Origin of the sequence: Mobiluncus mulieris ATCC 35243 (assembly GCF_000160615.1) — a bacterium.
Taxonomy (GTDB): domain Bacteria; phylum Actinomycetota; class Actinomycetes; order Actinomycetales; family Actinomycetaceae; genus Mobiluncus; species Mobiluncus mulieris.
On sequence record NZ_GG668518.1, the window covers coordinates 75,330 to 99,064 of the forward strand.

General features: G+C 55.2%; 22 protein-coding genes, 1 tRNA gene and 1 pseudogene. 15 read left to right on the top strand and 9 right to left on the bottom strand.

The window, feature by feature from the left end:
* Positions 1-168: 168 nt before the first annotated feature.
* The 6 genes and pseudogenes from HMPREF0577_RS00280 to HMPREF0577_RS10600 all read right to left on the bottom strand — a co-directional run.
* Entirely contained in the window at positions 169-453 is a 285-nt protein-coding gene (locus HMPREF0577_RS00280) for a Txe/YoeB family addiction module toxin (RefSeq protein WP_341463095.1), read from the bottom strand.
* The gene (locus HMPREF0577_RS00285) at positions 425-733 is read right to left on the bottom strand and encodes a type II toxin-antitoxin system RelB/DinJ family antitoxin (RefSeq protein WP_004011623.1); all 309 of its coding nucleotides are present in this window, start codon (positions 731-733) and stop codon (positions 425-427) included. The genes HMPREF0577_RS00280 and HMPREF0577_RS00285 overlap by 29 nt, the downstream gene beginning before the upstream one ends.
* 172 nt (positions 734-905) lie before the next feature.
* The gene (locus HMPREF0577_RS00290; RefSeq protein ID WP_004011624.1) at positions 906-1,247 is read right to left on the bottom strand and encodes a type II toxin-antitoxin system RelE family toxin; all 342 of its coding nucleotides are present in this window, start codon (positions 1,245-1,247) and stop codon (positions 906-908) included.
* Positions 1,244-1,576, bottom strand: coding sequence for a type II toxin-antitoxin system Phd/YefM family antitoxin (locus tag HMPREF0577_RS00295; protein ID WP_004011625.1), 333 nt, complete (start codon positions 1,574-1,576; stop codon positions 1,244-1,246). Before HMPREF0577_RS00295 ends, HMPREF0577_RS00290 begins: the two co-directional genes overlap by 4 nt.
* 251 nt (positions 1,577-1,827) lie before the next feature.
* Complete coding sequence (locus tag HMPREF0577_RS00300) at positions 1,828-2,046, bottom strand: hypothetical protein (protein ID WP_004015262.1); 219 nt, start codon at positions 2,044-2,046, stop codon at positions 1,828-1,830.
* Positions 2,047-2,059: 13 nt separating this feature from the next.
* Positions 2,060-2,246: pseudogene (locus HMPREF0577_RS10600) on the bottom strand (type IIL restriction-modification enzyme MmeI); the annotation flags it as partial.
* Positions 2,247-2,531: 285 nt separating this feature from the next.
* Here HMPREF0577_RS10600 and HMPREF0577_RS00305 point away from each other — a divergent pair.
* The 6 genes from HMPREF0577_RS00305 to HMPREF0577_RS00330 all read left to right on the top strand — a co-directional run bounded on the left by HMPREF0577_RS00305 (position 2,532) and on the right by HMPREF0577_RS00330 (position 10,098).
* A complete protein-coding gene (locus HMPREF0577_RS00305; protein WP_004011630.1) occupies positions 2,532-2,837 on the top strand; it encodes a hypothetical protein in 306 nt (101 codons plus the stop codon).
* A 33-nt stretch (positions 2,838-2,870) separates the two neighbouring features.
* The gene (lepB, locus tag HMPREF0577_RS00310) at positions 2,871-3,770 is read left to right on the top strand and encodes a signal peptidase I (protein WP_004011631.1); all 900 of its coding nucleotides are present in this window, start codon (positions 2,871-2,873) and stop codon (positions 3,768-3,770) included.
* 238 nt (positions 3,771-4,008) lie between these two features.
* Positions 4,009-4,860, top strand: coding sequence for a zinc metalloprotease HtpX (gene htpX, locus HMPREF0577_RS00315; protein WP_004011632.1), 852 nt, complete (start codon positions 4,009-4,011; stop codon positions 4,858-4,860).
* Between the two features lie 591 nt (positions 4,861-5,451).
* Positions 5,452-6,492 carry an adenosine deaminase gene (locus HMPREF0577_RS00320; RefSeq protein ID WP_004011633.1) on the top strand — a complete coding sequence of 347 codons (1,041 nt, stop codon included), beginning with the start codon at positions 5,452-5,454 and terminating at the stop codon, positions 6,490-6,492.
* A 140-nt stretch (positions 6,493-6,632) separates the two neighbouring features.
* Positions 6,633-8,960: a hypothetical protein gene (locus tag HMPREF0577_RS00325; protein WP_004018161.1), complete on the top strand. Its 2,328-nt coding sequence runs from the start codon at positions 6,633-6,635 to the stop codon at positions 8,958-8,960.
* A 16-nt stretch (positions 8,961-8,976) separates the two neighbouring features.
* A complete protein-coding gene (locus HMPREF0577_RS00330; RefSeq protein WP_004011635.1) occupies positions 8,977-10,098 on the top strand; it encodes a UDP-N-acetylmuramate dehydrogenase in 1,122 nt (373 codons plus the stop codon).
* A 204-nt stretch (positions 10,099-10,302) separates the two neighbouring features.
* Here HMPREF0577_RS00330 and HMPREF0577_RS00335 read toward each other — a convergent pair.
* Positions 10,303-10,387: transfer RNA gene (locus HMPREF0577_RS00335), tRNA-Tyr, on the bottom strand.
* 361 nt (positions 10,388-10,748) lie between these two features.
* Between HMPREF0577_RS00335 and HMPREF0577_RS00340 the strand changes: the two genes are divergently transcribed.
* The 4 genes from HMPREF0577_RS00340 (at position 10,749) to rplA (ending at position 15,445) form a co-directional block, all read left to right on the top strand.
* The gene (locus tag HMPREF0577_RS00340; protein WP_248613619.1) at positions 10,749-12,395 is read left to right on the top strand and encodes an MFS transporter; all 1,647 of its coding nucleotides are present in this window, start codon (positions 10,749-10,751) and stop codon (positions 12,393-12,395) included.
* Positions 12,396-12,509: 114 nt separating this feature from the next.
* Positions 12,510-13,982 carry an MFS transporter gene (locus HMPREF0577_RS00345; RefSeq protein WP_004011637.1) on the top strand — a complete coding sequence of 491 codons (1,473 nt, stop codon included), beginning with the start codon at positions 12,510-12,512 and terminating at the stop codon, positions 13,980-13,982.
* Positions 13,983-14,303: 321 nt separating this feature from the next.
* Complete coding sequence (rplK, locus tag HMPREF0577_RS00350) at positions 14,304-14,732, top strand: 50S ribosomal protein L11 (RefSeq protein WP_004011639.1); 429 nt, start codon at positions 14,304-14,306, stop codon at positions 14,730-14,732.
* A 17-nt stretch (positions 14,733-14,749) separates the two neighbouring features.
* Entirely contained in the window at positions 14,750-15,445 is a 696-nt protein-coding gene (gene rplA, locus HMPREF0577_RS00355; protein WP_004011640.1) for a 50S ribosomal protein L1, read from the top strand.
* A gap of 222 nt (positions 15,446-15,667) precedes the next feature.
* On the opposite strand, the gene HMPREF0577_RS00360 is transcribed toward rplA, so the two are convergent.
* Positions 15,668-16,357: a response regulator transcription factor gene (locus HMPREF0577_RS00360; protein WP_004011641.1), complete on the bottom strand. Its 690-nt coding sequence runs from the start codon at positions 16,355-16,357 to the stop codon at positions 15,668-15,670.
* Positions 16,347-17,162: a sensor histidine kinase gene (locus tag HMPREF0577_RS00365; protein WP_004011642.1), complete on the bottom strand. Its 816-nt coding sequence runs from the start codon at positions 17,160-17,162 to the stop codon at positions 16,347-16,349. The genes HMPREF0577_RS00360 and HMPREF0577_RS00365 overlap by 11 nt, the downstream gene beginning before the upstream one ends.
* Before the next feature lie 589 nt (positions 17,163-17,751).
* On the opposite strand from HMPREF0577_RS00365, the gene HMPREF0577_RS00370 reads away from it, so the two are divergent.
* From HMPREF0577_RS00370 to rplJ, 5 genes are all read left to right on the top strand, one after another.
* Positions 17,752-19,134 (top strand): hypothetical protein, encoded by a 1,383-nt coding sequence (locus HMPREF0577_RS00370; RefSeq protein WP_004011644.1) that lies wholly within the window; start codon positions 17,752-17,754, stop codon positions 19,132-19,134.
* 118 nt (positions 19,135-19,252) lie between these two features.
* Positions 19,253-21,133, top strand: coding sequence for an ABC transporter permease (locus HMPREF0577_RS00375; protein ID WP_231282826.1), 1,881 nt, complete (start codon positions 19,253-19,255; stop codon positions 21,131-21,133).
* Positions 21,133-22,773 carry an ABC transporter ATP-binding protein gene (locus HMPREF0577_RS00380; RefSeq protein ID WP_004011646.1) on the top strand — a complete coding sequence of 547 codons (1,641 nt, stop codon included), beginning with the start codon at positions 21,133-21,135 and terminating at the stop codon, positions 22,771-22,773. The genes HMPREF0577_RS00375 and HMPREF0577_RS00380 overlap by 1 nt, the downstream gene beginning before the upstream one ends.
* Before the next feature lie 255 nt (positions 22,774-23,028).
* Positions 23,029-23,157, top strand: a complete 129-nt coding sequence (locus tag HMPREF0577_RS11950) for a hypothetical protein (RefSeq protein ID WP_004015246.1) — start codon at positions 23,029-23,031, stop codon at positions 23,155-23,157.
* Positions 23,144-23,671 carry a 50S ribosomal protein L10 gene (gene rplJ / locus HMPREF0577_RS00385; RefSeq protein ID WP_004015245.1) on the top strand — a complete coding sequence of 176 codons (528 nt, stop codon included), beginning with the start codon at positions 23,144-23,146 and terminating at the stop codon, positions 23,669-23,671. The genes HMPREF0577_RS11950 and rplJ overlap by 14 nt, the downstream gene beginning before the upstream one ends.
* Positions 23,672-23,735: the final 64 nt, after the last annotated feature.

The window sequence follows — 23,735 nt, forward strand, 5'->3', positions numbered from 1 at the left end:
CACGTTGGGTGATTCCAGCCTGCACTAGGACGCGAGCCGTTTGGCGGGATTTCTCTTTCAGCTATTGACAACTGCGCGAGAAGGATTCGCAATGGTTACTGTGTCGTTTAGGACTGATGATTCACACGATACTACAGTCCGGAACTCGGCTTGTAGTCCATGTGATGCTCAACTGTTCTCGTAATGGCCGCCGCACTCGATTATTTCCAGGATGCCATCTTTAATGCGGAAAACGATGCGGTTCTTCTTGTCGATTCTTACGCTCCAGTAACCTTGCAGATTACCTTTGAGAGACTCTGGACTGCCGGTGCAGTTGTAGCCATTTCTGTCTATATCCGTCAAAAGTCGGTTTATTCTCCTGAGGGTCTTCCTATCCTGGTTTTGCCAGGATAGATACTCTTGCCAAGCCATATCATGCCAAGCTTTAATCACCGTGAACCTCAATGAGTTCATGAGTGCGCATATGCAACCCTGCTTCCATGTCGGCGGCACGCCTCTCTAGCTCAGCGATATGTGCCGGGTCATAAAACGAGTCTCGCGGCGCGGAGAATTCAAAGGGGATACGCTGTTCATCACCGATATAGCGCAAAAAGCCAGTAATCGCAGAGGACATGGGCAGCCCCATAGCCTTGCACGCCACCTCGGCACGCTTCTTCACCTCCCGAGGCACCCGCACCACAACCTGATCCTTCACTGGCGCTTTCACAGCAACATCAGCACTAGCCATCTCCATCAGCCTTTCTCCCTATCCCAAACATATCTCTAGTATAGCAGTGATACATCAACCAGCTCAGCCTTCCCGGATTCAAGGTGGGTGTGCGACCATAGCCAGATATACCGCTAAAAGTCGGGTTCATGAGGTGCCATCCGGGAGGAAGAGGTGAGTAAAGATAATGTCATTGTCGTCAAAATGGGAAATCCTCATTTTCTATTCGTCTGGCTGCCTCACGGTAAACCTTAAAATCGTCACGAATCCCAATCACCACAATGAACATTTCTTGTTCTTCTCGTCTGCACAGATAGACGATTCTTATCCCGGAACTCTTTAATTTGATTTTCAACAATCCCGTCAAATTTTGCCCGGCACTGTGCCCCAGGGGCTTTCCGTATCCACCTTCGGAAACCGGCAACGGGTTTACGCTGGCCTTACTCAGCGCCTTCAAAACCAATGCCCGTTGACTGTTATCCAGGTTGTCAAGGTCTTGTTTCGCTTTGTGGAGGTACCGAACCTGCCAAGACTGAATCATTCAAACTCCACGTCGCCAAGTTTTTCCAGCTCAGCTGCGGTGATGCCATACTCTGCCATCACTTCTTCTTGGGTAAAAGTATCATCCTCAGCAAAGTTTGCCAGGCGACGCAAAGCTAACTGTTCTAAGCGGAGATCCTCCAGCTGCTCGACCAAGTCTACATACGTTTGCGGCGACATAACAACGGCTTCGGCGACGTTGTTCTTTAGCACGACTTTCACGCCGTCTCGACGCGCCGCCTCAAAAATCTTGCCCGCCTGTCCCTTGTTAAACAGACTAATCGGCACCGTGTCTCGTATTGCGCTTAACGCCGCAGTTTTCGTCGCCATGCTAAAGCCCTCCTCGCCAAAAACAAACCAGATATCTATAAATATATCGTTTTTTATGTCCTTTTATGCTCATGATTAAGTCTGTAGTACCACCCGGCGGTACGGGCTCGGATTCAAGGTGGAAGTGCGACCGCAGCCAAATATGCCGGTAAAAGTCGGGTTCATGAGGTGCCATCCGGGATTTCCTGCGCAATGCGGTTAACGACTCCCCACCTGGGGCACGGCTGGCGGGATGAAACTGTATTTAACTATCAATCTCTGTTGCAGGCGGCCACGAGTTGCCCCGCACGCTGGTAGGAAATACCCATAACTTGCCCAATATCACGCAAGGTGAAACCATCGTCTTTCATTTCCTTGGCTACCAACCGGGAACTTGATGCCGCAGAAGCCACCAGCTTTTCAGCCTCGGCACATTCCAACGCCCACCACCTACCGGCACGCTGCGCCGTAACTGTAAAGGTTTTCATCATCGCCACCATCCTTATCACGAACCCACACGTCAATAAACCCACCGCCAGGCAAATGATGCTCAAACAACTGATTCCGTCTGTTTGTATCCCAAAACGTGTTCCAACAAATCCAGCCAAAACTTCTGGGCTTCGCCCTTCTCATAGCCGTGTCCCGCCCAGCGTGCCGTAAAAGCGCGAGCAGCATTCCTCTCAATCGTCACCGTTCACCCTGCCTTTCTGGGAAACTGCCCTGTCCCAAAATGCTCAACGCCTCCAGTATCCCACACCCCTCTAGGCAAAAATTGGTGTAACTCGACCTGCGAGAAATCCCCGGCAAAACGCCGCAAACCCCGAATGGCCCCTCATGAACCCGAATAATGTTCACCGGCGGAATCCTAATATTGCCAACCACGCGGTCGAATTCATCTTATGAAGCCAAAGAACCGATAGGCTCTGGCGAAAAAACTTTGAAATCCCCTCGCGGGACTGGAAACAACAGAGAAAGGATGGCTGTGAACCAGCTGGTGAATGCCGGTATTACGGGTAATACCGGTCTTGAATCGCGCTTGCAGATTGCCGATGTCCCGGCCGGCGTGGTGTGCGAAGGGGGCGTCTGTCGCCTGCCCGCCGCGACCCCGAAACCGCTAGTAGATGAACTGATTATCGGCGGCAAGCCCCAATCAGTAACCACTAAAGTTGCGGAGCTGAACACTACCAGTGTTATCAGCGGGGAAAACACCAGCCAAACCATCGCCTTCCTGACTGCCGCTGTCCAGGAGGCCGCGCGCAACCGCGTGGATATCACCATCTAGCATCCGGCTCGACTACGGCCTAGCTGCGGCGCAGTGGTGGGTAATACCGATAGAATCGAAGACGTGAGTGAAACCACCGAAATGCCGAACCAGGGGGCGAACCAAGCTGCCCACAGCCGCCGTGTCGCCCGCCGCGCCCGCCGGGTTGCTAAGAGGGAAGAAAAAAAGAAACACCGCAAACAAAGTCCTTGGTGGAAAGACATTCTGGTTGGGGTTGTCGCTACGCTGTTGATTACCACTGGTATCAAGGCATTTATGTTTCAACAGTTCAAGATTCCTTCGGAATCCATGGAAAATACGCTGCTGCGCGGGGATCAAATCGTTGTCTCTGAGATGAAAAACTTCCAGCCGGTGCGACGTGGCGACATTGTGGTGTTCGAGGATCGCTATAACTGGCTGCCCCCGGAATACAAGAGTGATAATCCCACGGGTTTCGACGCGACCGCCCTGGGGCAAGCCGTTGACAAGGGGCTGCGTTTACTCCGGATTCGTCCCGAATATCCCGGGGGATATTTGGTGAAACGGGTTATCGGTGTGGGCGGGGACTCGGTGAAGTGTTGTGATGCCAAGAATCGGATATTGCTTAATGGCAAGCCTTTGGACGAGCCGTATCTTAAAGATGGGCTCAAATCCATGCCGTTTCCTTTTGACGTGGTGGTGCCGAAAGGCAAGTACTGGGTGATGGGGGACAACCGGGATAATTCCGGGGATTCTCGGTATCATCAGGATGACGAAAACGGTGGTTTTGTCAACGAGCAACAGCTTGTGGGTCGTGCTTTGTTCCGGTATTTTCCGATTACGCGCTGGAAGAATTTCGAAAATCCCGGTTTGGACAAGTTGCCGCCGGGGAAGAATAAGCCGCGTCCGTCGCGTCCGGCGCGTCCGTCGCGTTTGGCGGGTACGGTGGATTCGCCGGGGGCGCCGGGTTCATGAGGTGCCATTTGGGGTACGACGTAGGTCTCTAATCTGGGCTGCTTAAAGACGGCGGACACATAAGCGTTTTGCTAAAATATTAGGCTAAGTAAACCCCCAGGTCACAGGCTCGGACAGCTACGAGTCGTCAAGTAATCTTGACGCTATGTGTCCATGGGGGTTTATCGAGACTCGCAAATCATCCCCCGGGACGATTCTTTCCTGGGCACTTTTTGCGCCGCGCTGTTAGCATAAAGACGTGACCAAACATTACAACGGGTTGAAAACTGCGGCGCTGATTGGCGTGCTGTGGATGGTGTTACTAGCGGTGGGGGCTTTGATTGCCCGCGGTACTGGCAGTGCCGTGTGGATTTTGGTTTTCGCGGCGATAGCGCTGGTTCAAACCGCTGTGGGGTATTGGAATTCGGACAAGATTGCTTTGCGTGCCATGTCGGCGCGCCCGTTGTCCCCGGCCGAAGCCCCCGAACTGTACCAAATAGTACAAAATCTCGCTACCCAGGCCGGGCAGCCCATGCCGGAACTCTACATTGCCCCCACCAAAACTCCCAATGCTTTCGCGACGGGACGTGACCCCGAACATGCGGCGGTGTGTGTAACCGAGGGGATTATGGATTTGTTGGAACTGCGCGAATTGCGAGCGGTTCTTGGCCACGAACTGTCCCATGTTTATAACCGCGATATTCTGACTTCCTCGGTGGCGGCGGGAATTGCCGGGGTGATTACTTCGATTGCCCAGTTTGCCCTGTTTTTCGGGGGCGGTCGCGACCGGGAAGGCAATGGTGGGATGGGGATTCTGTTGGCTTTAGTGGCTCCTTTCGCGGCATCCTTGATTCAGCTTTCGATTTCGCGAACCCGCGAGTTCGATGCGGACGAGGACGGCGCCCGCCTGGCGAACGACCCGTTGGCTTTGGCTTCGGCTCTAAAGAAACTGGAAACCGGGATTGCCAGCACCCCTTTGCCTTCCACTCCACAGCGCGAGACGGTTTCCTCGATGATGATTGCGAACCCCTTCAACGTCAAAAACCTGTTCTCGACCCATCCTCCGATGGACGAGCGCATCCGTCGCCTCGAAAAAATGGCCGGGTACTAATCCGGCGGCTTCATGAGGTGCCATCCGAAATTTACGCCCAAATCTCCCTTCCCGGCCTTCCCTTAGCTTTGCGGCCAGCCGTCCTGTCGCGCTTCGCTCCCATCCCTTCTTTTCTAGATATTCCGCGCTACGACTTGCGGGGAGTACGCTAGCGAGACGGCGGGGGAAGTTTCCCCCCGACTTTTGCTATAAATTATAGCAAAAGTCTCCCCCCTCAGTCTCGCTGCGCGCACTCCCAACGCTTCGTCGTTACGCGCGGGGTGAAGGCACGGAAGAAATACGTAGCTGAGGAAAAGCGAAGGCGCGCGGGGAAGGCGGACGGTGAAGAGCCTATGGGTGCTCGTAGTTTTTCTTGGCAACTTGTTGCCTAGAAAAACAGAGTGGGGCCCCATTAGCTCGAACCGCCGCCGAACCGTGCACCGAGCGAAAAAGCACTCGCGAGTCGCCGAGCGTCCGGGGAAGCGTCGCGAAGAGAAGTGAGCGTTGCCGGGGTAGGGGGAAAGAAAACTGCAAGGAAATCTGGGCGTAGAAGGGAAAGGGAGCATGGGAAGCGAGCGGTGAGTGGGGGAATTTACCGGGTAAGCTGGAGGGATGGAAGCGAAGCGAGACCTGCGGCGACTGCCCAAAGCGCACCTTCACCTGCATTTTACCGGCGCGATGCGCCCCGAAACCTTGCGGGAGCTAGCCGAAACCCAGGGGACACGGCTGCCGAAGTTTATGGGTTCGGGCGACCCTCTTAGGGTTCCGGCCGATGAACGCGGCTGGTTCCGTTTCCAACGATCCTATGATTTGGCCCGGCACCTCGTGAATTCGGAAACTATTATGCGCCGCATTATCCGCGAGGCGGCCGAAGACGACGCGGCGGAAGGGTCACGGCACCTGGAAATCCAGGTTGACCCCACGTCCTATGCCCCGCATGTGGGCGGGTTGACCCCGGCGTTGGAAATAATCCTGGACGAAGCCAAAGCTACCACCGCCGCGACCGGGGTGGAAGTCGGGGTGATTGTGGCGGCTTCGCGGATGCGAAACCCGCTGGATGCGCGGATTCTGGCGCGTCTGGCGGTGCGTTACGCGGGGGATCAGCCGGGTCAGGTAGTTGGTTTTGGGTTGTCTAACGATGAACGCGCCGGGAACACGGCTCAGTTCGAACCGGCCTTCCAAATTGCCCGGCGTGCAGGTTTGGCTCTGGTGCCGCACGGCGGGGAACTATTGGGACCAGATCATATCCGGGAAGTGGTGCAGTATTTGCATCCTAGTCGGATTGGACACGGGGTGCGGGTGGCCGAAGACCCGGCACTCCTAGAATCCATTGTCAACCAGGGGATTGCCTTGGAAGTCTGCCCGGCTTCGAATGTGTCCCTGGGGGTGTATGATACTTTGAAAGATGTGCCGCTGGCGAAACTCATCCAAGCCGGGGCTACTATTGCGCTGGGAGCGGACGACCCGCTGCTGTTCCTCTCGCGGCTGCTAGACCAATACGCCACTGCTCGTGACCAGCACCAACTAGCCGATGCGCAGCTGGCTGCGCTGGCGAAGGCTTCGGTAAAAGCCTCGCTAGCCAGTGACTCCACTAAGAAACGACTGGAAGCCGAAATTGATGACTGGTTAAAATGTCCGCCCGGCACCAATTAGGCGATAAAATCAGTTAAGCGGCACGGAATACGCCGGGATTGCCGGATGGCGACTCATGAAGCCGAAACCGCCAACTCGATGACCTGCCCGGATGGGCACCTCCTCACAGCCGAGCCGCGTATTTAAACAAGGAGCGAACAGTGTTTTCAGAGTGGTTGAGTGCCCCATCCAATGTGGTGTCGTGGCTGATTCAACTGTTTGTGACTTGGGGGCCGATTCCGTTTATCCTGGTGATTTTCGTGATTGTTGTGGTGGCGCGTCCGCATGTGCCGCGTGCCATGCCGATACACCACCGGCGAGCCATCACCCAGCAACAGTGGGTATTTCACATCGCGCTGGCGTTTGCCCTGATTTCACTGATGCTGGCACCCGCCGTGTTGGCCTGGCTGAATACCGTGGGGCTGATTTCGGATGTCGCCGCCAACGCCATGTCGACCATGGTGGTGATGGTGGTGGGGATTTCGTATCTGTTGCCGCACCTGTTTTCGGTACACATATGGTTTCCGCGTCCCACCCACTGGTTCCCCCGCCGTTCGTGGATTGTCTCACCGCGGATTCGGTTGCGGGTGTGGGTCGTGGTGATGATGATTTGGGTTTGCACCGAGTTCGCGCTAGTAGTGGGGGGATTGTTTTTCAAACCGGCCACGTCTTCGGTCAGTGCCAGCGAAATTGTGAAAACGGTGTTTTACTACACGGTGGAAGGCTTTTTTTTCCTGGGGATGTCGATTTATATCCAGACTAAAATCTCTAGGCGACCCCCGGTTCCGGGGGTGCCGCTGGCGATTGACATGCAGCTGCGTCGAGTCGACTTGGGGCATGTGCAACAGATTTCCACTGTATTCCTGGGGGCGGGGGTATCGCGCTGCCTACAGTTTTTGGCACAGTTGCAGTACGAAAGCGCACCTTTTGTCTTGGCGGCGCTGTCTTTCGTGTTGAGCTGGGCGGTGTCGCTGGTGACTTTGGTGTTGGCTTTGATTCCGACGTGGGTATTGGTTGGGAAACGCAATCCTTCGCAACGCTTGATGAAGAATATCGAGACGCGGGTGCTGGATGTAAAACGCGAACCGGATTTGTTTAGTCTCAAGAACTTCCAGGATTTGTTGGGGATGGATGACGACGAGATTATCGCGGGTTCCACGCCGCGACCCACCAAGAATTTTTTGGCCGCGATTTTCTCTCAGACCCCGCCGCGCGAGGAGCTGACCGCCCCGGGGACGGGATCCTCGCCGGATGAAGTCTTGGCGGCGTACATGTATATGGCACGAATTGCGGATCGTGCCGGGATGTCCCTGTCGGTTGAAGAAGTCGAGGGCTTGCGTGAAATCCGCGAGGCTATTCGAGACCTGGCCGAGCGTCGCGCCCGCTTGAATGAAGGCGTGGCCTCGAATTTAGCTCGGGTTGAAACCCAGCACGAGGCCGGGTCTTCCAACTGGTGGGGGCGTTTTGGCTTGGGGCGAGGCGGCGAGGAAAACGAGCCGGACGAAGCTGAGGGAGCCGAAGCGGAAGTTGACGAGAATCTGCGTAACTTGTTGGGGCAAACCGAGGCGACTTCGGTAGTGGGGCTTGACCAGCAAACCATCGCGGCCTGGGAGGAATACGACGAAAAGAAGGAACAGATAGAGCTTCAGGAAAAACAAATGTCCGAGATGGCCGCGATGCAGCAAAGCGCCATGGAAGCCTATGGGTATTACGGTTACCCCGGTTATCCCGATGAATACGGAGGCTACGGATACGAAACCTATAACTGTTATGACCCCTATGGCTATGCCGATTTGGGTTACGGCGACATGGGCGACGGCTATGGTAACCCGGGTTATGGGGGTGCTTACGGCGACCCCGCCTACGGCGATTCGATGTATGTCGATCCCGCTTACGGATACGGTGCCTACGGTTCAATGGGGTACGGGGAGGCGGGGTATCCCAATTCCTACGATTCTTATGGCGGGGAATACGGATATGACCCGCAATACTACATGTATGGGGGTTATGGTTACCCGGGTTACGGGATGTCTTCGGGGGAATACGCTGACTACGGTGCGGGCGCTGGTTCGCCCGGGTCGGGTGGTTTCGACGGACCGGCGGGTTATATCGAGGCTGCTTCTCGCCCCGCGCAGCTTCCGGGTGGTTCCGACTTCATGAGGGGTCAGCCCGAAACCCCGCCACCAGGTGATACCCCGGGTCAGCCGGGATTCGAGGGTGGCGACCCGTATAGTTTCGAGGGTGGCTCTGGATACAGTTCTGGGGGATACGGGTCGTACCCGGATTATGCTGCCCCGCGCTCGGGCTATTCCCCGGGATATCCCGGGGATAGCCCGGGTGGTGGTTCCCCCGAATCGGGATATTCTGGTGATTTTTCACGGCCCGAGTCGGGTGGTTTTAGCCAATATCCCGGGCAGGCCCCTCATGAACCCGGCTTCCCCAACCCAAACGCTCCTTCCGGTTCCCGAAACCCCGGCTGGAAGGGCTGACAGAAACGAGAGAAATATGGCTCAGATTGTTCCGCCACCCGATTTTGCGAAACTATGCACGCTGCGGCTCGGCGGGTCGATGAAACGGTTTTACAAGACCACGGATTGCGGTGATTTGACCACGGCTGTAGCGGCGGCTGACCGGTCGCATGTCGAGTTGCTGATGCTGGGCGGGGGGTCGAATTTGGTGCCGCCAGACGCAATGTTCGAGGGCTTGGTGGTGCAAGATGCCCGCACGAACGTGTCGGTGGTCAATGACCCGATGGACTGGCCCTCCGATATGGATTTACCCAAAGACTTCCCTAACCCCGCCGGTTTCCCGCCCGACACGGTTTTGCTGCGAGCCGATGCGGGGGTTATTTGGGATCGACTGGTGGAATACACGGTGGCGCAAGGGCTTAGCGGTATCGAGATGCTTTCGGGGATTCCTGGGACGGTCGGGGCGGCTCCCGTGCAAAACATCGGAGCCTATGGCGGAGAGGTCGCTAGTGCCCTGCTGGGTGTGGTAGCGTGGGATCGGCAGTTGAATCGGGTTTGCTATCTGTCGCGCGCGACGCTGGGGTTGGGGTATCGGGATTCCATTTTGAAGCGTTCGCGGGCTTCGTGGGGGGCGACTGGGCGTTGGGTTGTGTTGGAAGTCGACTTGATATTGCGCCGCTCTGATTTGTCAGTGCCGGTGGCTTACGGGCAGTTGGCGGGGCATTTGGGGGTGGAAACCGGGGCGCGGGTGCCCTTGAGCCAGCTGCGGGCAGCGGTTTTGGATTTGCGTCGGTCTAAGGGGATGATTTTGGATCCGGCGGATCATGACACCTGGTCGGTGGGGTCGTTTTTTGTGAATCCGGTGGTGGCGTTAGCCGCGCCGGTGTTGGCGCGGCTAACGCCAGAGGCGCCGCGTTGGCCGGTGGCCAACGCGGGCGCGGTGAAGCTTTCGGCGGCTTGGCTAATTGGTAATTCTGGGATAGAGAAAGGCTTTGCGTTGCCGGGTTCGCGGGCGGCGGTTTCCAGTAAACACGTGCTGGCCTTGACGAATCTGGGCGGCGCGACCGCCGCCCAGATTCGCGAACTTGGGGATTATGTAATCGCCCAGGTCAACGAGCATTTTGGACTGACCTTGGTTCCCGAACCGGTAATGCTTTAGCGCGGAATTAGTTATGGACACATAAGGGTTTTGCTAGGATAATAGGTTGGGTAAAACCACAGGTCAGGGGCTTGCCTTGTTCTCAAGCGTTCTCAATAAGGGGCTTAAAAGACGAAAACTGTTTCTCTTATGTCCCACGTATGTCCTGACGGTGTGTCCAGGTTTATTAGAACGCAAGTTTTGGCTTCATTGCAACGTTTTGAGTGGTGGCGGGTGAGGGATTCGAACCCCCGAAGCATTGCGCAGCTGATTTACAGTCAGTCCCCTTTGGCCACTCGGGAAACCCGCCGGGTTCAATCCGGCTCGGTTAGCGAGCCTTCTCGAACTGGCGTTCTTGAAACTCTTCAAGAACGCCACATAAGACTACCAAATCTATCCGGCAAATCGCAAAATTTGGGACAGCTGGCGATTATAGGTGGGTCTTTCCCCTCTAAGGAGGGTTCCTAATGGCGGGAAAACTGGCTTGCATTACTCGTCTGAGGCAAGGCACCCCCCATTTTTCACGGTTAGGGATGGGAACCCCGCCGGGGATTTGGGCTGGCGCCTCATGCGGCGGAACCCGGAACCCCGCGTCCGCCGGAGCCCCGCCGGCAACCCGGATGCGGAAAAAACGCCTCGTCCCCTACAATATGAAATGGAAGAGGCGATACATGACCAAAGATACACAGACCCCACAACCCGACGAAAACCCTGGTGACCCCCGGTTTGTAACCGTGCCGGGCAGCCAGAAAAAATACCGCACTTCCTTGATTCTGGCCGTGATTTTGGTCGCGTTATTCCTCACGCTACTCCAGGTTTCCTCTGTGAATGTGGCGCTAGGGATGCTGCCGGAATCGATTGATGCCACCCCGCAGCAAGTCCAATGGGTGATTTCGGGATACATGCTGGCAATCGGGCTGTCTATGGTGCCGATGGGGCGGATTGGCGACCTTTACGGGCGATCCTTGGTGTTCACGATTGGCACTTTTTTGTTTGCGGTGACTTCTTTCATGTGCGGGTTGGCTCAAGATGGGTCGATGCTGGATTGGATGCGGGTCGCCCAAGGCTTGGCGGCCGGGATCTTTAGCCCGCAAACCGCCGGAATCATCCAGCAGTACTTTGACGGGCAAGCCCGCGCCCGAGCATATGCCTTGATGGGATTGGTACTGTCGGCTTCGGTGGCGACGGGGCCGTCCCTGGCGGGATTACTGGCGGGAACCTTCGGACCCGAGATGGGCTGGCGGCTGACCTTCGCGCTAAACCTGCCATTGGGTTGGATTTGCGTCGCTTTGGCGCTGCTGTGGTTGCCGTTTAAACGCGAACGGATTTTTGCGCGCCGCGCCCGTCGGGAAGCCCTGGAACGTGACATTGCGGCGGCCGCGAAAGTGGGGCACAAGCCCCCCAAACGTCAAAAAGTCGACCTGGATCCGGTAGGGATGACCCTGCTGGGGGCGGCGGTGTTGGGGACAATGCTGCCGTTTGTGACCACTGGCACACCGTGGCGATATTTGTTCCTGCCAGCCGCGCTGGCGGTGCTGGTTGGCTGGGTTTTTTGGGAAAAACGATACAAAGCGCGGGGACGCTACCCGATGGTGGATTTGAACCTGTTTCGCATCCAGACTTTCAGTTTCGGCACCGCGATTGGTTCGATTCAATTCCTGGGGCTGACCTCGGTGTTTTCGGTGACCGCGATTTACCTCCAGGTGGGTTTCGGGACTTCCGCGCTGGTGGCGGGGATGATGGGGCTGCCCGGCGCGATTATCTCCGGTTTCACCTCGATTGTGGTGGCGCGATACACGATTGAGCACGGTCGGGCGATTCAGGCCTGGTCGCTGGCGATTATGGTTACCGGCGTGTTGATAACCGGGGCGATGGGGTGGTTGTATGCGCACGGCTATCCGGTGTGGTTCATCGCGATTGGCATGGCGGTGTTGGGCATTGGCCAAGGCGCGATGGGGTCTTCGAACCAGACCCAGTCCATGTTGGAAGTGCCGGCCTCACACGGGGGGATTGCCGGGGGGATTCAGCAAACCGCCCAGCGGATTCTTACCGCCGTAGGCTCGGCGATTTTGACCGGGGTGTTCTTTGGGATGACCACGGGGGTAAAGCCAGTTACGGATTCGGGGGCGGTGACGATTGCGGCGGAGCTGGCCGCTGGGACGATTAAACCGGCGGTGGCTGCGGATTGGGCGCTGGCCTATCTGGTGGTTTTCGTTGCCGGGGCTGGTTTCGCGGCGATTTCACTGGTTTTGGCGATTGTGTTTTGGGCGATTGACCCCAAGCGCCGTAAAACCGATCGTCCCGGCGGGGCACAGTAAGTTTTCCCCGACCGGCCTTGCCCGCTTTTGACAGGCCTCGGCAGTTCTTGACATTATTGGCAATTCTTGAAAATTCTTGATGATTCTCGACAAGTAAAGTGATTCGGTGAGTTTATGAAAAATTCCCTGGCCTATGAAATCTGGCATGACCAAAGGAAAATGTTGCCACCCTTGGCGGTTGGTGGAGCGATGGGTGGTTTCTATGCGACCGCCGCCGGGTCGCTGATTGCCACTTTGTCTCGGGACTTGGAGGTCGGCGTGGCGCAACTGGCGCCCTTGGGTTCGGCTTTCGGGGTGGCGATGGTGGTGGCGGGCCTGGTGTCCTCGTGGGGTTTGCGTTTCGGGCCAGTGTGGTTTTTGCGTCTTACGCCGCTGTTGGTGGTGCTGGGAACGGTTTTGGTGGCGTGGAGTCCGAATGTGGCGGCTGCTTTGGCTGGGGTAATTTTGGCGGCTTTGGGTGGCACGATGCTGTCGGCGGCCGCAGCGGGGACTTTTATTGGTGCCGAGGGGGGCAAGAATCTGGCTTTGACGGTGGGGGTTGCCTCTTTGGTTTCTATCACTACTACGGTGTTGTTTGCGCTGGTGGAGCGGCTGTTTCCGGGTCAGGGGCGTTTGACGGTTTGGTTTGTGATGTTGGTGGTGGCTCCGACGTTGGTGATGGCGTGGCGGCTTCCGGCGGTGCCGTTTGCGGTGTTCATGAGGGGTCATTTGGATTCCCCGGCGTTGGTCGAGAAAACCGTACCGGCCTTGGATTCGGGGAGAGCGTCGGCTTCGATGGCACCTCATGAATCCGTCGCGAAATCCGCAGCGGTACCCAGTCAAACTGAGCAACCCGGTCAACCCGGTCAACCCGGTCAAACTGAGCAACCCGGCCGGTTCGGCCAGACAGGTCAACCCGGTCAACCCGGTCAAACTGAGCAACCCAATCAACCCGGTCAACCCGGTCAACTCGGTCAAACTGAGCAACCCGGCCGGTTCGGCCAGACAGGTCAACCCGGTCAACCCGGTCAAACTGAGCAACCCGGTCAACCCGGCCGGTTCGGCCAGCCCACTCGGCGTGGCCATTCGATGCTGTTTTATTGCCAGATTCTGCGTCTGATTCTGCAAAGCGGGGTGGAGTTCGCGGTCTATGCCTGGGCGGTGACACGTTTTACGCAACTGGATGTGTCACTGGCGGCGGCCTCGGGTTTGGCTACCAGTTTTGCAGTGGGAATGGCGCTGGGTCGTCTAGGCGGAGCCGGTTTCACGCACCGGTGGATGGCCTGGTACGTCTTTTTGGGTCTTGGAGCGGGGGGAACCGCGTTGGCGGCCTACGTTCCAGTCGTGTGGATAGCGGTGCTGGGTTTCTTTATTTCCGGGGTGGGAGCCAGTTGTCTGTATCCGATTAGCGCCTCGGAATTTAGTGGAATGCCGGGGATTCGATCCCATCGAGCCGCAGCGATTATCGAGGTGCTTTCCGGTTTCGGTGCCTTGGGAACCCCGGTAGTGTTGGGAGTTTTGCTGGGGCTGATAGGGCTGCAGGCAGGGTTCGCGGTGCTGCTGGGGTTTTACGCGGTTTTGGCGGTGTTGCCCCGTCCGCGTCCGTAGCTATGGGTTCATAAGCCAGGGAATAAGACATCGCGCATCGTAAACCCGCAGGTCAGGATTGGGTTTGGATTTTCGCCCGCGGCGAAAATCCGCGTTATGTGTCCGTGATGCTTAGCGGGAATCCCGGATGGCACCTCATGAACCCGCAAAATTACCCCCACCGCAAGGAAAGCGCTAGAATGAAACCTTGTGCGCACTCGCGGCGCACTACCCCAGGGGAGCGAACCCCAGCGAGGAAACAAACCCGCTGGTGGGGCGCGTGTCACGGGGAACTCCGACGGGAAAACCCGCCGGTCACTGACCATTGTAAAGGACCCAAAAATGGCACCTAAGAAAAAAGTTATTGGCTTGATTAAACTGCAAATTCAAGCCGGTTCCGCCAACCCGGCTCCGCCGATTGGCCCCGCGCTGTCCCAACACGGCGTGAACATTATGGAATTCTGCAAGGCATACAACGCCCAGACGGAATCCATGCGTGGCTCGATTGTGCCGGTGGAAATCACCGTCTACGAAGACCACTCCTTCGATTTTGTGCTGAAAACCTCTCCGGCCTCTGAGATGATTCGCAAGGCTGCTGGTATCCAGAAGGGCTCCGGCACCCCCAACACCGTCAAGGTAGCGAACCTGACTTGGGATCAGGTCGCCAAGATTGCCGAAGAAAAGATGAAAGACCTTAACGCGAACGACATCGAGGCCGCGAAGAAAATTATCGCGGGTACAGCTCGTTCTATGGGTGTGACGGTCGGTTAAGAGGGGAAGGAATCAGAATGAAACACGCGAAGAAATACGTTGAAGCTGCGAAGAAGATTCTTCCTGATACTCTCTACCCGGTTGATGATGCGTTCAAACTGGTCAGGGAGACTTCGGTCACCAAGTTTGATGCGACTGTCGAAGTCGCGATGCGCCTGAATGTTGATCCGCGCAAGGCCGACCAGCTGGTTCGCGGCACGGTGAATCTGCCGCACGGCACCGGGAAAACCATGCGTGTCCTGGTGTTTGCAGTGGGTGAAAAGGCCGCTGATGCCCAGGCCGCCGGTGCCGACGAAGTCGGTGGCGACGAGCTGATTGAAAAGGTCTCGAAGGGCTACACCGACTTTGATGTGGCCGTGGCCACCCCCGATTTGATGGGCAAAGTCGGTCGCTTGGGCAAGGTGCTCGGCCCGCGTGGCTTGATGCCGAACCCCAAGACCGGCACGGTGACCATGGATGTGGCCAAGGCCGTCAAAGACATTAAAGGCGGCCGTATCGAGTTCCGCGTCGACAAACACGCCAACCTGCAGTTCGTGGTGGGCAAGGTGTCCTTCGATGCCGAGAAACTCGCGGAAAACTATCGCGCAGTATTCGAGGAAGTCATGCGTTTGCGTCCCTCCACTGTGAAAGGCCGTTACATCACCAAGGCTACGGTTTCTACCACCATGGGTCCTTCGGTTCCTCTGGCTTTGGCCGAAAAGAAAGAAGCTTAGGGACATCCTAGGATAAAGGCCTAATGTTTTGTGGCTCGGGGAACCGAGCCACAAAACATTTTTATGACAGAGTCCTGGTTAGTTTTGCTGGTTGGTTTTGCTGGTTGTAACCGGGGCGATTTCGGTCTTGTCCGCGCATAATACGAAGCTGTGACCTAAATCACACCACTTACGGCGGGAATCCCGGCTAGCGCCTCATGAATTCGCTAGCGCCTCATGAATTCAGAGTTTTTGCATGGAGTACCCCAAACCGCGCACATTGACAATCAAATCCGGGGGAGTAATCCCCGCCAGATTTTTGCGCAGCCGGTAAACCGTGGACTTAATCATGTCGCGCCCCCCGGCGATTTCCTGGGTTTGCCACACCTCGTTTAGCAGGTCAGAGATGGATACCACATTGCCAATCCGCGAGGCCAGCGCCACCAGGAACCTAAATTCGATATCGGTTAAATCCAGGCGTTCGCTATCCCAAACGGCGCTGCCAGACTGCAAATCGAGCGACAGTGGCCCGTTGGTTACTAAGCCTGCGTTGGGGGTTGCCCCGGTGCCGTGCTTTACGGCCAGTTCCGCTCGTAGCGCCAGTTCACGAGGGGAAAATGGTTTTACGATATAGTCATCGGCTCCGGCCTCGAGCCCGGCGATACGCTCGGATTCCTCTCCCAGTGCCGAAACCAAAATAATCGGGATAGAAAAAGCCGCCCGGATGCGCCGGGTCAAGTCCACCCCCGACATGTCTGGCAGCATTACATCAAGCACCGCCAGGTCAAAGTGTTTCTTGCGCAACATCGCCCAGGCCTCGCGTCCCGTACTGGCAGTTTCCCAACTGAATCCGCGGGTTTCCAGCGAAAAAGTAATCACCGAGGCGATATGCGGGTCATCGTCGAGTACCAGGGCTTTCCAATCAGAGCTCATCGTCCGTTTCCTCTTTCACTTCTAGAGCCGGCAGAATCACCCGCATTCGGGTGCCACGTTCGGCTATCGAATCCACCTGGATACGCCCCTGATGCAGGTTGATAATCTTCTTGGTAATCATCATGCCCAGGCCGGTTCCCGGCTGGCCGCTGCTGCCACGTACATAGGGCTGAAAAATCCGGATACGCTCCACCTCGGTCATGCCCGCACCGTTATCGGTAATATCTATGACGCAGCCTTCTTTGCCGTGATAGGGGTTCACCTCGATGCTGGCATCGTCTCCGGCGTGGCTAATGGCGTTGTTAATCAAGTTGGTCAAAGCCTGGCGAATCAGGCGTTTATCCGCTTGTACCCAGATAGAGCGCACACGCCGGGTCACCTTTATGCGGGCTTTCTTCACAGAGAGCAAATCCCCGGTAATCTGGCGAATCAGGCTGACAATGTCGAAGGTTTGCAGTTTTAGTTCAAAAAGTTCCGCGTCGATACGCGCGGCAGTCAAAAAGTCCTCGGCCATGTCTTGCAATAGGTGGGCATTGGTTTCAATGCGGGAAACCATCTCCTGTTGTCGTTCGCTTAGTTCGCCAAAAGTCTTGTCTTGCAACAGTTCTGAGTTTCCAATCAGGACGGTCAGGGGGGAGCGGATTTCGTGAGCCAAAATGGAAGGATTGCGTTTGTACTGTTCATGAGTTTGCCGCAGCCATTCGAGCTCAATTTGTCCTTTGTGATTTTCTCGACGCAAAAACAGCACGTATCCGAGCGCAACCAGCGTAGTGACAAAAAAACATCCGGCGATAATCCAAGGCATCAAATTTTCCCTCCAATCCGCTGCTTTTCGGTGTTTGTTACTTTCTATGATAATCGCCAGGAAATACTGGGAAAAATAACTTTCGCTAGTTTGCGCGGTTATCCCCTCGTGATTTCGGTAACAGGACTGTCACCATCTGCCACTCACAGACCCTGGCTTTACGGCCGGTATTTGCCCATAATGGAATAAGGCGACTCGACGAGAGAGGCGCCGCCCAACGAAGGGCAGCGAAAAAGGAGCGAATTATGCTTTTTGTGAGACCAAGTGGCCGTGCTGTGACTACAAAGGCAGTCGGGTACTGCGGGTTTGGTCTTCTGTCATGACGGCATTAATACCAGGCATGGCGCATTAGAGAATAAATCTTGGCCTTCAGGTGAGAACTATACCTCACCTGAAGGTCGTCCAAAGGCTTGAACGTCCGTAATCGGCCGCAGGAAATCTATGTAGGAAGGAGTCAAAGCAGCAGTGGGTTATGTAAACGAAACAGACTTGGCTGCTGCACCACGAACAGAATTTTTAGCTAGGCCGTCAGCTGCCGGTAGCGGTGACTGACTAATCAAAAACGAATCCAATTTCAAAGGAGAAACTCATGTATTTGAAACGAATTGCGGCGGTTGTGGCCAGTGCAGCGTTGGCGTTGACTTTGACCGGGTGTGGGGGCAGCGGAGCGCCCGCAGCAAAGGGCGGTGACGCCACTGGGAATAAAGGCGGCGAACAATCTGCCGTCGATAAGGTGATTACCGAAGCGCAGGGAATGACTCTCGAAGAACTGGCTAAGAAGGCCATCGAGGAATCCAAGGGGAAGATGTTCTACGGTCTGGGCAATTCCAGCCGTGGTAAGACAGCCTTCCCGCTGTTCGTGGAATACCTCAAGTCGATTGATTCCAGCTATGATGTCAAGTTCGAGTGGCAACAGCCCAAGAACAACAAGATTTTCGAACAGCTCCAGGCTGACTCCCTGAAATCCACAGGTACTTTCGCCATGACCTTGATTCAGGACGGCAACCAGATTCAGTCCAAGATGGCCGATACTGGCATTTTAAAGACTTTTGTTCCTAAAGAATGGGCGGAGGCCAACGACACCACCCCGGAGAAGTACAAAGGATTCCTGCCGTTGCAGACCTTGAACAAGGTGTTCATGTACAACTCTACCGGCTCCAAGACATTCAAGAACGTGTGGGATTTCGTGAAGAAAGACGCCCACCCCTTGTACATGGATGTCGATTCGGAGCTGGTGGGCAAGAACTTCCTCTACATGTTGACCAAGGATGAAAACGCCAAGATTTTAAAGGACGCCTTTGACAAATTGGATTCTGCGTCTAAGTCAGAGTTCGAACCGGTAATCAAATCCCTAGAGGGCGACGCGAAGGAACTGGGCTTGGGTAAGAACGGCGCCTATGCGCTGGCTTGGATTAAGCTTTGGATTGGTGGTTACAACGAACAGACCGATGACGGCCCAATTTGTAACACCTTGGTTAGCGCTTCGGCTACGGATAAATCCGGTCTGCTGGTGTACTCGAAGTTGCGTTCTGTCGAGGAATCCCCCGAGGTTTCTAAGAATAATATCAAGGTAGCTGCTTATCAGGATGGGTTTGAAGGCTTTGGCGGTTTTGGCTACCAGCACTACCTGTTCTTGACGAACAACTCTCCGTTGCCGTGGACGGCGGCCGCATTCATTGCATATATGACCACCACGGCTGATGGTTTCAGCGCTTGGGGCAAAGACATCGGTGGTTACTCGATGAACCCGAAGGTGGCAGCGGATACCGAAGCCAAATTCAAACACTCTAAGGGTGGCTATGACGAGGCTGGGAACAATGTCTACGATGCGCTAAATGATCGTGGCTACGACTGGTGGGTAAAGCAAGGCAAGCTGGTTGTCGAAGACCCGGCCTACTGTTCGTCAGTTTCTTTCACAGTGGGTTCTTGGATTGACTTGCTGGATAAAGCTAAGTCCGCAGAGCAGAAATAAATAGAGGTAAGTCTTGTGGGGGTGGCACTGTGACTCCGGTGTCGCCCCCACGAAACCCGAAAGCTCCTATTCACCAGGTGCTATCAGCGTTGATATCGCCGTGAACAAAGAAGACATTATGCGAGATACACTATCGAAAACTTCCAGCCCGGTTTCGCCTCCGGATACCTCTTGGACAGCGCGCTCTCAGGTGAATAAGAGAGCGGTGCGGCTGAATAAAATCAAGACTTATTTTTCAAAACCACAAAATGTGATTCTGCTGCTGTTCGGCGTGGTTTTGACCATATCTACGTTTATGCCGGTCGTATCCATCGTGCAAGACACGATTACGATTCACCCTGGTACCATTGATGCTCACTTGACAGGGCGAACCGAAGGTTACACCGTAGTTAACTATATTGACCTGTTTACTTCGCCTTTAGCGCGAGCCAATCTGTGGGTGCCGCTGTTCAACACCCTGCTCCTGGCAGTATTCACCTGTATAATTTCTATTGTCTACGGTGGGTTCTTCGCGTTCTTGGTTACGCGCACGAACCTGCGGTTTAAGCGCTACTTGAGTTCTATTTTCATTTTCCCCTACATCATGCCGCAGTGGACCTTGTCGGTGGTGTGGCGCAACGTGTTCTATTCCAACAAGGTTACCGGCACGTCTAACGGTTTGCTGGCTTCCCTGTTCGGGATTCACGCCCCCCAGTGGTGGTGCCAGGGCTTGGTGCCCAGTTCGATTGTGCTGGGCTTGCACTATGCGCCTTTCGCCTACATTCTGATTGGTGGGATTTTCAAGAATATGGATTCCAACTTGGAAGAGGCCGCCACGATTTTGGATACGCCCCGGTGGAAGACCATGTCGCGCATCACTTTGCCGATGATCAAACCGGCTATTCTCTCGACGATTCTGCTGGTTTTTGGCTCGGCTATGGGCTCCTATCCGGTGCCGCACTACTTGAACTTGACCACGCTGGCGACGAAGTATATTTCACTGAACTCCAAGTACACGGGTCAGGCCTCTATCTTGGCGATTGTGATGATGCTGTTCGGGGTGGCGATTCTGCTCGTGAACAACCATGCGATGAAGAGCCGCAAGAACTACACCACGGTAACCGGCAAATCCGGGCAACTTTCCAAGGCTAGCCTGGGCAAGATTGGATCTTGGTTGATTGGAGTTGTCCTGCTGGTGGTTACCTTCTTCACCTCGATTTTCCCGATTCTCTCTTTCGCTTTAGAAACCCTGCTGCCCAACCCGGGCGACTATTCGTTCCTTTACACCATGAATCCCGCGCATTTGACGACCAAGTGGTGGCTGACTAATGAAAACATCACCGAAAACGGGATGTATGGCCAACACGGTATCTTGTACAATGACACGATTTGGTCGGCGTTCTGGGGAACCTTACTGGTAGCGCTGTCCTGTATGTTGATTGCCGGCACTATCGGTACGCTGGTGGGTTACGCGGTTTCTAAGAATCGCAAGAGCCGCTGGGCGAACTACGTCAATGGCGTGGCATTCTTGCCTTACCTGATGCCTTCTATCGCGGTGGGGGCGGCTTTGTTCGTGTTGTTCTCTACCGAGCGCCTGAACCTGTTCAACACCTACTGGTTGTTGATTATCGCGGGTGTTATCAAGTACATTCCGTTCGCGTCGCGGGCTTCGCTGAACTCGATGCTGCAGTTGAGTAACGAAATCGAAGAAGCCGCGATTATCCAGAACATTGCGTGGCACAAACGGATGTTCAAGATTATTGTCCCCATCCAGAAGTCCTCGATTATCAGCGGTTATATGTTGCCATTCATGACTTGTTTGCGTGAGTTGCCCTTGTTCTTGCTGCTATGTACCCAAGGTTTCATCTTGGCAACCACCCTGGATTATTTCGACGAGATGGGCTTGTACGCGTTCTCTAGCGCTATCAACCTAATCTTGATTGTTACCATCCTGTTCTTTAATACTCTGGTGAACAAGCTCACCGGGGTCAGTCTCGACAACGGCATTGGAGGAAAATAATGCCTGAAATTACGCTTACAGACATCACAAAACGGTGGGGAACCTTTTTTGCGGTCGACCACCTGAACCTAAAGATTGAAGACAATGCCTTCATCACGCTGCTCGGCCCTTCCGGCTGCGGCAAGACCACCATTTTGCGCATGATTGCAGGTTTGGAAACCCCGACCAGTGGCCAAATCAAGATTGGCGACCGGGTGGTTTTCGACTCCAAGGCCGGTATTAACGTGCCCGCCAACAAGCGTCGGGTCGGGTTCCTGTTCCAAAACTATGCGTTGTGGCCCAATATGACGGTGCAGCAAAACATTACTTTCGGGCTTTCCAACGTCAAGGAGGAAATGCCCACTCGTGACGAAGAAGCCAAACTGGTCAGCGACGAAATCCGTATCTTGACCACGCCGAAGAAACTGCTGGAACTGTTGGAAGAATGCCGCAACAAGAAAGGCGAACTGGATGCGCAGCGGGCTATCTTGGCGATTATCGACGCGTTTACAGTCTCGCATTTTACCGCGAAACGAGTGTTTGATAAACACTACGAAAAGCAGGGTGAGGCGGCGGTTTCGGCCCGTTGCAAGTCGCTGTGCGAACATTTGGACGGGATTGTGGCTCGGCATGAGGCGGCTGGCGAAAAACTGGGCAAAGAGTTCGAAATCATCAAGAACGGTACTCCGGTTACCAGCGTGCGCAAATACACCAAGGAAGAAACCGACATGATTTTGCGTCGGGTTTCCCGGGTGGTGAAAATCGGGATGTTCATGGATCGCTACCCGGCGGAACTTTCCGGCGGTCAGCAGCAGCGGGTGGCTATCGCCCGTACCTTGGCACCCGAACCGCATGTGCTGTTCATGGACGAGCCGCTGTCTAACCTGGACGCGAAACTACGCCTGGAGATGCGCTACGAGCTGCAGCGTCTGCATGTGGAAACCGGGTCTACCTTTGTGTATGTGACCCACGACCAGATGGAAGCCATGACTTTGGCTACCAAGATTTGTCTGTTGAACAACGGTGTACTCCAACAGTATGACGCGCCTTTGAATGTTTATAACAACCCGAAGAACCTGTTCTCAGCGGACTTCGTGGGCAGCCCCTCCATTAACTTTATTGATGCCAAGGGCACCCAAGACGGGCAGGGCAAGCTAAATTTGGAGTTGCTCGATGGTCTGAAAGCCGTGTTTACCCCGCGCGAACCTTTGGATTTGGGGGCGTGGCAAAACGAACGCGATGCTCAAATCAAGGAGAAACAGCAGTCTCATGCCCTCGAGATGCAAGACCGGAAAGCCGTAGAAAAGTCCAACAAGGACGAGTTCTTTAACTACCACATCGCCAAAGTGGACGAAACTGTGTTTGACCCGGAAGAACACCTGCCTACTGACGAAGATTTCGTGGTGGGGGTGCGTCCCGAATACCTGGACATCAGTGATGACGGCGCCCTGGAAGCCGAGATTTACGGTGCGATGCCCACCGGTATGGAAACCACGTTGAAACTGCGTATCGGGGAATATCTGCTGACTGGGGTGATGTTCGGTTCGAACACCTATCAACTGGGCGAAACCGAGAAGCTGAGTTTCAAAGGGAACAATATCCTGCTCTTTGATCGTAAGAGTGGGCGGCTGATTACTGTTGGTTCCTTGAGTTTTTCCTAACCGAGTCTATATTCTGTTAGTGTCAAATAAGAGTGGCTCGGAAGTGCTTCTTCCGAGCCACTCGTCCTTTTTCGGAGCCTGGAAAATTTTGTGAACCGGTTTTCTCTGTGGTAGCCTGGACAGGCCTAAGACCGCCGGTCCGAATGGATAATCAGTGAATGCTGAGCCTGCGCAGGTTGTGTTTGTGAATCGAGCGACTCGCCCTTGCCGGGTGTTGTGATGGTTACGTGATTTTGTGGTTGCGTTTTCTGTTTCATGAGTCGCCATCTCCAAGCCCCGCCTGCGGCGGGGCTTTTTCTCGCCCCACAAATGGCACCTCATGACACTGAAGAAACCAAGGCGACCGGCACTAACACGGAAGGGAGGGCTCATGGCACGGCCTGATAAAGTTGCAGGGGTGAAGTCACTCGCGGATTCCGCGAAGGACGCTGCCGCTGTCATTTTGACCGAATACCGTGGTCTGAGTGTAAAGCAGATGAAGGAGTTGCGTTTGGCGCTGGGTGGCGAGGTTCGCTATGCGGTGGCCAAAAACAAGCTCTCGAAGCTCGCATTCAAGGAAGCCGGGGTGGAAGGTCTCGACGAATACCTCGTTGGCCCCACCGCGATTGCTTTTGTTGGACACGACGGGGATCCCGTTGCGGCCGCCAAGGTGATTTCAAAGTTTGCGAAAGAAAACCCGGCGCTTGTCGTCAAGGGCGGTCTCATGGACGGAAACGTCATGGACGCCGAGGATGTCAAGAAGCTGGCGTCCCTCGAATCTCGCGAGGTATTGCTGGCGAAGTCCGCTGGGGTACTCAAGGCGCTCATGTACCGCGCTGCAGCCGTTATGGTGGCTCCGGCCTCCAAGACGGTTCGTACCGTCGACGCGCTGCGTGAAAAGCAAGCCAAGGCTGCGTAACAATAACAGACCACTTATTCAAACCCGCCGCTGGCGCATAAACCAATAAACCCATAGAACCGCG

What these genes read in the sequence shown, in the direction of transcription:
- HMPREF0577_RS00280 (WP_341463095.1), bottom strand. Translation starts at nt 453, where the DNA reads ATGAACTCATTGAGGTTCACGGTGATTAAAGCTTGGCATGATATGGCT.
- HMPREF0577_RS00285 (WP_004011623.1), bottom strand. Translation starts at nt 733, where the DNA reads ATGGAGATGGCTAGTGCTGATGTTGCTGTGAAAGCGCCAGTGAAGGAT.
- HMPREF0577_RS00290 (WP_004011624.1), bottom strand. Translation starts at nt 1,247, where the DNA reads ATGATTCAGTCTTGGCAGGTTCGGTACCTCCACAAAGCGAAACAAGAC.
- HMPREF0577_RS00295 (WP_004011625.1), bottom strand. Translation starts at nt 1,576, where the DNA reads ATGGCGACGAAAACTGCGGCGTTAAGCGCAATACGAGACACGGTGCCG.
- HMPREF0577_RS00300 (WP_004015262.1), bottom strand. Translation starts at nt 2,046, where the DNA reads ATGATGAAAACCTTTACAGTTACGGCGCAGCGTGCCGGTAGGTGGTGG.
- HMPREF0577_RS00305 (WP_004011630.1), top strand. Translation starts at nt 2,532, where the DNA reads ATGGCTGTGAACCAGCTGGTGAATGCCGGTATTACGGGTAATACCGGT.
- HMPREF0577_RS00320 (WP_004011633.1), top strand. Translation starts at nt 5,452, where the DNA reads ATGGAAGCGAAGCGAGACCTGCGGCGACTGCCCAAAGCGCACCTTCAC.
- HMPREF0577_RS00330 (WP_004011635.1), top strand. Translation starts at nt 8,977, where the DNA reads ATGGCTCAGATTGTTCCGCCACCCGATTTTGCGAAACTATGCACGCTG.
- HMPREF0577_RS00340 (WP_248613619.1), top strand. Translation starts at nt 10,749, where the DNA reads ATGACCAAAGATACACAGACCCCACAACCCGACGAAAACCCTGGTGAC.
- HMPREF0577_RS00345 (WP_004011637.1), top strand. Translation starts at nt 12,510, where the DNA reads ATGAAAAATTCCCTGGCCTATGAAATCTGGCATGACCAAAGGAAAATG.
- rplK (WP_004011639.1), top strand. Translation starts at nt 14,304, where the DNA reads ATGGCACCTAAGAAAAAAGTTATTGGCTTGATTAAACTGCAAATTCAA.
- rplA (WP_004011640.1), top strand. Translation starts at nt 14,750, where the DNA reads ATGAAACACGCGAAGAAATACGTTGAAGCTGCGAAGAAGATTCTTCCT.
- HMPREF0577_RS00360 (WP_004011641.1), bottom strand. Translation starts at nt 16,357, where the DNA reads ATGAGCTCTGATTGGAAAGCCCTGGTACTCGACGATGACCCGCATATC.
- HMPREF0577_RS00365 (WP_004011642.1), bottom strand. Translation starts at nt 17,162, where the DNA reads ATGCCTTGGATTATCGCCGGATGTTTTTTTGTCACTACGCTGGTTGCG.
- HMPREF0577_RS00370 (WP_004011644.1), top strand. Translation starts at nt 17,752, where the DNA reads ATGTATTTGAAACGAATTGCGGCGGTTGTGGCCAGTGCAGCGTTGGCG.
- HMPREF0577_RS00375 (WP_231282826.1), top strand. Translation starts at nt 19,253, where the DNA reads ATGCGAGATACACTATCGAAAACTTCCAGCCCGGTTTCGCCTCCGGAT.
- HMPREF0577_RS00380 (WP_004011646.1), top strand. Translation starts at nt 21,133, where the DNA reads ATGCCTGAAATTACGCTTACAGACATCACAAAACGGTGGGGAACCTTT.
- HMPREF0577_RS11950 (WP_004015246.1), top strand. Translation starts at nt 23,029, where the DNA reads ATGAGTCGCCATCTCCAAGCCCCGCCTGCGGCGGGGCTTTTTCTCGCC.
- rplJ (WP_004015245.1), top strand. Translation starts at nt 23,144, where the DNA reads ATGGCACGGCCTGATAAAGTTGCAGGGGTGAAGTCACTCGCGGATTCC.